This is a genomic window from Kribbella sp. NPDC023855 (genome assembly GCF_040639475.1).
Lineage (GTDB): Bacteria > Actinomycetota > Actinomycetes > Propionibacteriales > Kribbellaceae > Kribbella.
The window spans coordinates 240,574-249,422 of sequence record NZ_JBFAAA010000012.1 but is presented as its reverse complement, the minus strand read 5'-3'; the positions used below and the strand labels follow the sequence as shown (position 1 = coordinate 249,422).

The 8,849-nt window shown below is 67.4% G+C and carries 10 protein-coding genes; 6 read left to right on the top strand and 4 right to left on the bottom strand.

Annotation, left to right across the window (positions count from 1 at the left end; all coding sequences use genetic code 11):
- Window positions 1-666 precede the first annotated feature (666 nt).
- The 4 genes from AB0F51_RS32730 to AB0F51_RS32715 all read right to left on the bottom strand — a co-directional run bounded on the left by AB0F51_RS32730 (window position 667) and on the right by AB0F51_RS32715 (window position 3,180).
- Window positions 667-1,743, bottom strand: a complete 1,077-nt coding sequence (locus tag AB0F51_RS32730; RefSeq protein WP_360286059.1) for a DUF222 domain-containing protein — start codon at window positions 1,741-1,743, stop codon at window positions 667-669.
- A complete protein-coding gene (locus tag AB0F51_RS32725) occupies window positions 1,659-2,234 on the bottom strand; it encodes a hypothetical protein (protein WP_360286057.1) in 576 nt (191 codons plus the stop codon). Before AB0F51_RS32725 ends, AB0F51_RS32730 begins: the two co-directional genes overlap by 85 nt.
- A gap of 207 nt (window positions 2,235-2,441) precedes the next feature.
- Complete coding sequence (locus AB0F51_RS32720) at window positions 2,442-2,924, bottom strand: DinB family protein (RefSeq protein ID WP_360286056.1); 483 nt, start codon at window positions 2,922-2,924, stop codon at window positions 2,442-2,444.
- A 4-nt stretch (window positions 2,925-2,928) separates the two neighbouring features.
- Complete coding sequence (locus AB0F51_RS32715; protein ID WP_360286054.1) at window positions 2,929-3,180, bottom strand: hypothetical protein; 252 nt, start codon at window positions 3,178-3,180, stop codon at window positions 2,929-2,931.
- A 129-nt stretch (window positions 3,181-3,309) separates the two neighbouring features.
- Between AB0F51_RS32715 and AB0F51_RS32710 the strand changes: the two genes are divergently transcribed.
- The 6 genes from AB0F51_RS32710 (at window position 3,310) to AB0F51_RS32685 (ending at window position 8,733) form a co-directional block, all read left to right on the top strand.
- Window positions 3,310-3,669: a YciI family protein gene (locus AB0F51_RS32710; RefSeq protein ID WP_360286053.1), complete on the top strand. Its 360-nt coding sequence runs from the start codon at window positions 3,310-3,312 to the stop codon at window positions 3,667-3,669.
- A gap of 895 nt (window positions 3,670-4,564) precedes the next feature.
- Complete coding sequence (locus tag AB0F51_RS32705; RefSeq protein ID WP_360286051.1) at window positions 4,565-5,554, top strand: acyl-CoA desaturase; 990 nt, start codon at window positions 4,565-4,567, stop codon at window positions 5,552-5,554.
- A gap of 75 nt (window positions 5,555-5,629) precedes the next feature.
- Window positions 5,630-6,271 (top strand): TetR/AcrR family transcriptional regulator, encoded by a 642-nt coding sequence (locus AB0F51_RS32700; protein ID WP_360286082.1) that lies wholly within the window; start codon window positions 5,630-5,632, stop codon window positions 6,269-6,271.
- A 154-nt stretch (window positions 6,272-6,425) separates the two neighbouring features.
- A complete protein-coding gene (locus tag AB0F51_RS32695; protein WP_360286050.1) occupies window positions 6,426-7,625 on the top strand; it encodes a sensor histidine kinase in 1,200 nt (399 codons plus the stop codon).
- A complete protein-coding gene (locus tag AB0F51_RS32690; protein ID WP_360286049.1) occupies window positions 7,622-8,323 on the top strand; it encodes a response regulator transcription factor in 702 nt (233 codons plus the stop codon). The genes AB0F51_RS32695 and AB0F51_RS32690 overlap by 4 nt, the downstream gene beginning before the upstream one ends.
- Window positions 8,323-8,733: a hypothetical protein gene (locus AB0F51_RS32685; protein ID WP_360286048.1), complete on the top strand. Its 411-nt coding sequence runs from the start codon at window positions 8,323-8,325 to the stop codon at window positions 8,731-8,733. Before AB0F51_RS32690 ends, AB0F51_RS32685 begins: the two co-directional genes overlap by 1 nt.
- Window positions 8,734-8,849 lie beyond the last annotated feature (116 nt).

Genomic DNA, 8,849 nt, shown 5'->3' with positions numbered 1-8,849 from the left:
GCAGTGCTGTCCGTCGGAGCGTGCGCAGCGTTGTCCCGACGTTGCCCAGCGGGAGGTCCAGACGCGTTGTCCCGCAGAGCGCCCGCAGTGCTGTCCGTCGGAGCGTGCGCAGCGTTGTCCCGACGTTGCCCAGCGGAAGGTCCAGACGCGTTGTCCCGCAGAGCGCCCGCAGTGCTGTCCGGCGGCGTGTTCTCGCGGTGTCCCGCGGCGGAGCTGGATCTCGCGATTCCGGCTCGGACTGCGCTCTGCTGGCCGCGGAATGCGGGCTGCGGGCAAACGGGCGTGCGATGATGTGCTTGCGCCCCACGACCCCCGTGGCCGGTGGGGCTCGGGCTGCGGTTTGAGGACCGCTGACGGGCGCGGCGGTACTACGGGCTGGCGGAGGGAGTGCCGCTGTCGCCCCTCGGGTCGAGGAGTGAGACGGCATCGGGAATCAGCCAGCGCAAGCCCGAGCCCCGCATACATCTGGGTGCTGGCAGTGTCGCTGCGGCGTGGTCCCCCAATGTCGTCTCACGGCGGAGGTGGGCGTCGAGAGTCGGTTCGATTGCGCTCCGCTGCCGTGGAATGCGGGCAACGGGCGGTGCGATGGCGTGCGCTTGCGCTCCGCGGCCCTTGGCTGACGGGGTTCAGGCTGCGGCTTGAGGACCGCCGACGGGCGCGGTGATACTACGGGCCGGCGGAAGGCGTGCCGCGGTCGCCCCAGGGGTCGAGGAGTGCGACGGCTTCGGGGGTCAGCCAGGGTAAGGCGCTGGTGCCTGGCTGCGGGCGGGACTCCGGGCTGGTCCGCGGGCGGGACTCCAGGCTGGTCTGTGGATCGGGCTGGCGGGTGAGGCTGGTGGTGGATACGCGGTCGGGGTGTTCGTGGTGCGGGTTGACGTTGACCTGGCCGGGTGAGGGCTTGGGGAGGTGGCTGGGGCATGCCTGGTGCGCTGTGCTGCTGACGTGTGCGGGTGTGGGCGGGGTGGAGTACCTGTTCAGGTCGGTCAGCTGGGCCAGATCGGTGGCGCCGGCAGGGGCGGGACTGGTCCAGGTTGGGCGGGTTACGTGGACGACGCCGTTGGTGATCGTGATGGTCCAGCGACCGCCGTGTACTGCGCGGTGGTGGACGGCGCAGAGCAGGACGAGGTTGGTGATTGAGGTGGGGCCGCCGTCGATCCAGTGGATGAGGTGGTGGGCGTGGCACTGCCACGGCGGTGCTTTGCAGATGACGCAGCCTTTGTCGCGTTTGGTCAGGGCGCGGCGGATGGGGCGGGTGACGAAGCGTTGTTCGGTGCCGACGTCCAGGGGTTGGGAGTCTGAGCCGAGGACGATGGGGAGGATGGCGGCGTCGCAGGCTAGGCGGCGGACGGCGGAGGCGGACAGGTTGTCGCCGTAGACGAGTTCTCCGACGGCGTGGGTTGTTGCGGTGCGGAGGTCGTCGAAGTCGATGGTGATGGTGATGTGCGGGACGCCTGGGCCGCCCGTCGGGCCGGCGTCGTTGTCGGTGCGGGGTGTGTTGGCGGCGGCCAGGTTCAGGATCAAGGTCAAGGCGTCGGCTTGGCGTTTGTCGTGTGGGCGGGGGTCCAGTTCGCCGTCGAGGGTGCGGTGGGGTTTGGACAGGCGGTTGATTTGGGTGCGGAACTGCTCGGCGTTTTCGCCGGCCAGGTAGCCGGTGAACTTCACACCGCCGTCGGCCCGGCGCAGCGTGAGGGTCTCCCGGGCGTGGGCGTCGTTCTCAGCGGGTTCGGGGCCGTCGGTGTCCAACCGGGCCAAGACCTCTCGACCGAAACCCCGAAGATCGTCGGGGGTGAGGAGCGGGCGACTTCGATCATCTGTTCCTCGGCCACCCGCAGCAGCTCGTCCGGCACTGAAGCCGGCGCCTTCTCCAAGGTGGTGACGATGGCTTCGGCTTGGGCTGGGCTCAACCTCGCCGCGCCAGGCACAGCGCCGCTGTCGCTGTCGGTGGGTGCTGCCGGGTCGGGGAGGGCTGCTGTGACGGCGGAGTACTTGGAAAGTGCCTTGGTGGTTTTGAGGTCTCGGCGGATTTCGCGGCGGTTGCGGTTGTGGCGCAGCGAGAGGAATTCGATGGTGTCGTGGGCGCCGTGTTCGGTGGCGAGGCCGCGTTGGTCGAGGTCGGCGAGGAGCTGGAGGTGGTAGGTGTTCAGGGTGGAGAGGGCAGCGTCTACGGCGTCGAGGGTGGACAGCAGGGCGCTGTCGGTGAGCCTCGATGGCGGGAGTAGCTGCGTGGTCTCCATGCAGTAAACTCTAGAGACCACCTCCGACAGTTTCTGGGCTCAGATCGCCTTGTTTTTAAGGGGAATCTCGATTGGCCGGAACCGGACAAGTTGTGCACAGGGAGTTCAGTTCTGTGGATGAGGGCATGATGTTGCGTAGGGCAACATAGGTCATCCTGGGCCGCTTGTGGATCGAACTATCGGGGCTCGGTTGCCGCCCGCCGCTGGTCAGGCGGGGGTGGCGATGAGTTCGCGGATTATGTCGGCGTGGCCGGCGTGTTGGGCTGTTTCGGTGAGCATTCTGATCAGGAGTACGCCCAACGTGGTTGTCTGCTGGCCCTCGGGCCAGTGCGGGACGTGGCCGGCGGCGTACAGGGGCAGGTTGGCGACGGTGGTGTCGGAGTTGGCGCAGATCGCGCGGTAGACACCGGTGATGTAGTCGGTCGACTCGTCTGGAGTGGCCCACATGTCGATCTCGTCGTACGGGTCGTCGCGGAACCAACTCGGCCGCTCAACTGGTGGGCGGCCGAACGAGGCGCCGAGGTAGCCGTACTCGAGGCCGGCCAGGTGTTTGACCAGACCGAGGAGATTCGTGCCGCTCGGGGTCAGCGGACGGCGTCGGTCGTACTCCGGTAAGCCGTCCAGCTTGGCGAGCATGACTGCTCGGCTGCTCTGGAGCTTCCCCAGGAGTTCAAGTTTGAGGTCAGGCACCTGATCAGTCGTCTTCGGAGCGGAAGGAGTCGACGGCGCGCTCGCGGAGCATGTCGAGCTGCACGGTCAGGATGCCGATCACCTCTTCGACGTTCATTCCCTCGGTCTCGCGAAACGCCCAGCTCGGATGGCCCTCGTCGTCCAGACACTTGACCAGTACGACGCCTTCCAGGGCGGTCCAGCCCGGAAGCAGCGGTGGCACGCGGAAGCCGTCGCCGAGCACCTGGGCGACAGGGAGTCCGTATTCAGTCGACATAACCCCCATACTCTCCCGCACTCCCAGCCCAGGGCGAACTTCTTGCGGCGGTTCTGTCGTATCCGCCCGACCCTGTTCGTAGCGTAGGTGGAGGCGGACAGCGGGTCCGCCCGAGCCGAAGGAGCAGACATGCCCGAGTACCTCATCTACTTCAACCAGCAGTGGGTGGGTGACCACAGCGAGGAATGGTTCGCCGGCCGCGGCCCTCTCGCCATGGCCGTCGTGAACGAGATGAAGGAAGCCGGCGTCTACGTCTTCGCCGGAGGGCTTGAGGAAGAAGACGGCCCGATCTACGCCGCCGACCCCACCAGCGGCGAGATTCTGATCACCGACGGCCCGTACGTCGAAACCAAGGAGTTCCTCGGCGGATTCGCCCTGGTGGACGTCCCCGACGACGAAACCGCCAAGCACTGGGCCGGCAAAATCGCCGAGGCCTGCGGCTGGCCCCACGAAGTACGCCGCTTCAAACCCCGCCCCCAAACCAAATAGCCTCCTGTTCAACCCACAGATGCCGGTCGGGGCGGCCATCCCCCCGCAGACGCACCGTTTGTTAGCAACAAGCGCAGTGCAGTAGTCGGAAGAACGCTGTTGACGGCACTGCCACGGGTCTTCAAGATGTTGCAGTCAGCGGAGGTAGTGGAACCGCTGGCCTAGGCCGCTGCCTCGGTACAGAAGTAGCCAAGCCCGGCTTCTGTACCCGTTGTGGAGGGGAGCTGCCCGTTCGAGACGGGCCAGTGCGGGCAAGGGTCGCCCGGATGTCGTGGAGGCGGGCGGCGTCCACTACTGCTTGCGCATAGCTCGCCCATCATGTCTTCCCGTCTGCCGTTCATCCCACACGTAGCGCGATCCGGCTGCGGTGAGGTCGTCGAGCTGCCGCTTGGTCCCGTAGCCGATGCTCGCCGGTCCGCTGGGCTCGGACCATCGGGCGCCTGGTCGCCGGCGCGGGCGACGGGAGTCAGACACCAAACCGCCGCCGCCCGGCCACCAGGTCCGGGTGGGCACGACGCTCCAACCCGCGACACGAGCACGGGTGGGTGCAAGTGGCCGGCCCGACCCACGCGACGCGAGTCAGACACCCAAGCGCCACGCCCGGCGACAGGTCCGGGTGGGCGCGACGCTCCAGCACGCGAGACGAGCACGGGTGGGTGCAAAAAGATGAACCCCCAGGTCTGAAGTGACCTGGGGGTTTGTTGCTCCCCCGCCTGGTTTCGATCCAGATCTTCGAGATTCAAAGTCTCGCGGGCTGCCGATTACCCCACGGGGGATCGCGTGGACGCCGGAACAGTCTGCCATGGGTGGGCAAGGCGACACGCGAGGGGTTCCTTACCTACGGGCCCGTAGGTTACGTTTGCGTAGGTAAGCCGTCCTCCACCAAGGGGAAATCATGACTCCAGTTGCGGCACCGGAGGCGCCCACCGGCGCCCGGCAGGCTGGCGAGTTCGACACCGATCACGGGACGCGTGGTGGTGAGCAGAAGGGGATCTGGGAGCAGATCGCCCTGGCGCTGTTCATCGGGATCCCCTTCCTCGCCGTGCTGGCTGCGGTACCGATCGCCTGGGGCGGGTTCCTCGGCTGGCGGGACATCGTGATCGCGGCCGTGTTCTACACGGTCTCCGGGCACGGGATCTCGATCGGTTTTCACCGGTATTTCACCCACAAGTCCTTCAAGCCGAACCGGCCGCTCAAGTACGCGCTGGCCATCGCCGGCTCACTCGCGATCGAAGGTCCGGTGGTGCGCTGGGTGGCGGACCACCGCAAGCACCACAAGTTCTCCGACCGTGAGGGCGACCCGCACAGCCCGTGGAAGTACGGCACCAGTTTCGGCGCGCTGACCAAGGGCTTCCTGCATGCGCACATCGGCTGGCTGTTCGACACCGAGCAGACCCCGCAGCGGCAGTACGCGCCGGATCTGCTCAAGGATCGCGACATCGTCAAGGTGTCCCGGATGTTCCCGTTCCTGGTGCTGGCCAGCCTGTTCGCGCCGGCCGTCATCGGTGGCCTCTGGTCGTGGTCGATCGAGGGCGCGCTGACCGCGTTCTTCTGGGCCAGCCTGGTCCGGATCGCGCTGCTGCACCACGTCACCTGGTCGATCAACTCGATCTGCCACACGATCGGCGCGCGGCCGTTCAAGAGCCGGGACAAGTCGGGCAACGTGTGGTGGCTGGCGATCCTCAGCCAGGGTGAGTCGTGGCACAACCTGCACCATTCCGACCCGACCTGCGCGCGTCATGGCGTACTGCGCGGGCAGCTGGACACGTCGGCGCGGTGCATCTGGTTCTTCGAGAAGCTGGGCTGGGTCAGTGACGTCCGCTGGCCGGTCAAGGAGCGTCTCGAAGCGCGGCGGGTGACCGCCGCAGACCGTGCGGCGGCCTGAGCGGGCCGTAAATCTCCCACCTCGGACCCCCGATCTACGGCATGATGCTGACGTGATCGTTAGGGCGTGTCCGCAGTGACCGATCCCAAGCCGCGCCGCTCGACCCGGGTCCGGATGACCAGCGCCGATCGGCGCGAGCAGCTCATCGTGATAGCCCGCGGCCTGTTCGCCGAGAAGGGCTACGAGGCGACGTCCGTGGAGGAGATCGCGGCCCGCGCCGAGGTCTCCAAGCCGGTCGTCTACGAGCACTTCGGCGGCAAGGAGGGCCTGTACGCCGTTGTCGTCGACCGCGAGGTCCGCAAACTACTCGACACGGTGACGGCCAGTCTGACCGCCGGCCGTGCTCACGAGTTGGTCGAGCAGGCCGCGCTGGCGCTGCTGGACTACATCGAGAACTCCTCCGACGGCTTCCGCATCCTGGTCCGCGACTCACCGGTCGGCTCGGCCACCGGTTCGTTCATCTCGATTCTGAGCGATGTCGGCACCCGGGTCGAACACATCCTGGCCGAGGAGTTCAAGCGCCGCGGCCTGGACCCGAAGTTCGCCCCGATGTACGCCCAGATGCTGGTCGGCATGGTCGCGTTGACCGGCCAGTGGTGGCTCGACGTACGCCGCCCGAAGAAACCCGATGTCGCCGCTCACCTGGTCAACCTCGCCTGGAACGGCCTCTCCGGCCTCGAGGCGAAGCCCACCCTCTCGACCCGCCCGCACAAGTAGCTCGTACAAGAGCCCGCACGAAGCCCGCACGAAGAGCCCGGCGCACGACGGCGAGCCAGACGCCAGTACGACGTACGCGTGAGACCCCGGTAGGACGCCGACATCCACCTGGGGCATGACCAAATCACGCCCGGTACGCCGTAATCTGGCCGCTATGACGGGGACCATGGCCGGGATCCTGGCGCCCCGGCGGCAGGTCAGCCCGAGCAGCAAGGCGTTCGACGTGCTGCTTGCGGGCGGGCTCACGCTGTTCTTCGGACTGTTCTCGCTCGCCCAGGAGGGCTACTCCGGCGTACTGGCTTTCGGCATGCTGGGGCCCCTGGTCTGGCGCCGCAGCCATCCCGAGCCGGTCTTCTTCGCCGTCTCGGCGGTCGCCGTCCTGCAGTGGCTCGCCGGCGCGCAACTGATGCCGGGCAACGTCGGCCTGCTGATCGCGCTCTACACGATCGCCGTGTACGGCGAGGTGAAGTACAGCCGGATCGCCCTCGGCGTCGGCGGACTCGGCGTCCTGATGGCGACCGCGCGGTACTACAGCAACTCGGACTGGCGCCAGCAGGTGACCATGATGGTCGCGCTCGGCGCGCTGGTGTTCGGCGTCTGGGCGTTCGGCGAGCGCCGTCGGACCAAGGGGCTGTACGTCGCCCAGCTGGAGGAGCGTGCCGCGCAACTGGAACGCGATCGCGACCGGGAGGCCAAGCTCGCCGTCTCCAACGAACGGACCCGGATCGCCCGCGAGATCCACGACGTGGTCGCGCACGGCCTGTCCATCATGATCGTCCAGGCCGACGGCGGCCTGTACGCCGCAGACGCCTCGCCCGAGCAGGCCAAGAAGGCGCTGGCGACCATCGGTGACACCGGTCGGGCGTCGCTGACCGAGATGCGCAAGATGCTCGGCATCCTCAAGCAGGACGCCCAGCCCGAGCTCGATCCGGACCAGCCGCGCCCGCAACCCGGTGTCTCGTCGCTGCCCGAGCTGATCGAGAACGTCCGGGAGGCCGGGCTCACCGTCGACTACGAGGTGACCGGCACACCCCGCGATCTGCCCGCGCTGCTGGGACTGACGGCGTACCGGATCGTGCAGGAGGGTTTGACCAACACGCTGAAACACGCCGGGCCGGGAGCGCGCACCTGCGTCCAACTCGACTTCGGGCGCGAGATGCTGACCGTGGTGGTCACCGACGACGGCCGCGGTGCCGGCGTCGCGCCGAGCAGCGACCCGGGGCACGGTCTGGTCGGGATGCGGCAACGCGCGTCGATCTCCGGCGGTACGGTGAACGCCGGACCGAAGGCGGGCGGCGGTTACGAGGTGATCGCCAAGCTGCCGTACAACCTGCCCGACGGAGGAGTTCAGTGACCGACACCGCATCGACCGACGGCACCCGACCGACCGATGACACGATCCGGGTGTTTCTGGTGGACGACCAGGAACTGGTCCGGGCGGGCTTCACCATGCTGGTGGACTCGCAGCCGGACATGCGGGTGGTCGGCCAGGCCGGTGACGGTGGCGAGGCGCTGGAGAAGCTCCGGGTCACCGCCTGCGACGTCGTACTGATGGACGTCCGGATGCCCCGGCTGGACGGCGTTGAGGCGACCAGGCAACTACAGTCGTTGCCCGAGGCCCCCAGAGTGATCGTGCTGACCACGTTCGACCTGGACGAGTACGCCTTCGCCGCGATCAAGGCCGGCGCGGCGGGCTTCCTGCTCAAGAACACCCCACCGGCCGACCTGCTCTCCGCGATCCGCCAGGTCCACTCCGGTGACGCGGTCGTCTCCCCCAGTACTACGCGTCGCCTGCTCGAGCACTTCGCCGGCTCCCTCCCGGACGGCGAGACCGAGCGTCCCGATCTCGCGGACCTCACTGCCCGCGAACGCGAGGTCCTGGTCGAGGTCGCCCGCGGCCTGTCGAACACCGAGATCGCCCGCCTCTTCACGTTGTCCGAGGCAACGGTCAAGACCCACATCGGCCGGATCCTCGCCAAGACAGGCCTTCGCGACCGAGTCGCCCTGGTAGTCCTCGGCTACGAAACCGGCATCGTCAAACCACCCCGCTGATGCACGAACCGGTACTACGTCACTGGGGGCCTGGCCGCTTCATCGTCACCTGCATCGGGGTGCTGATCGTTGCGGCCATCGTCGCCGCCATCGTGGTCGATCCGGCAATCGCGGCAGCAATCGTTCTGCTCCTCTTCGTGCTGGTCATGGCGATGGTCAACGACGTCAAGATCACCGAGGACGAACTGTTGCTGGGCCACCCGATCAGGACCAGCCGGATCGCACGGAGCGAGGTGGACTTCGCCCGGTTCGAATACCGCCCGCTGGGGATCTTTCTGGAGATCCACCTGCGCGACGGCAGGGTCATCCAGGTCCTCCAGCAGCCGAAGATGACGTCGACGGAGTTGAGTGGCGATCCGCCGCAACCCGGCGGTGCCGCGTACGAGATCACTGCGTGGGCAAGGAAGTAGTACGACTCTGGTCGTACGCACGGTCCATTCCGTGGGCCGACTCTTTTGCGGTGGTTGATCCGTAGCTTCTTGGGAGGTGGGCGAGAGCGTCTCGTCCCGGGCCCTTTCGAGGAGAA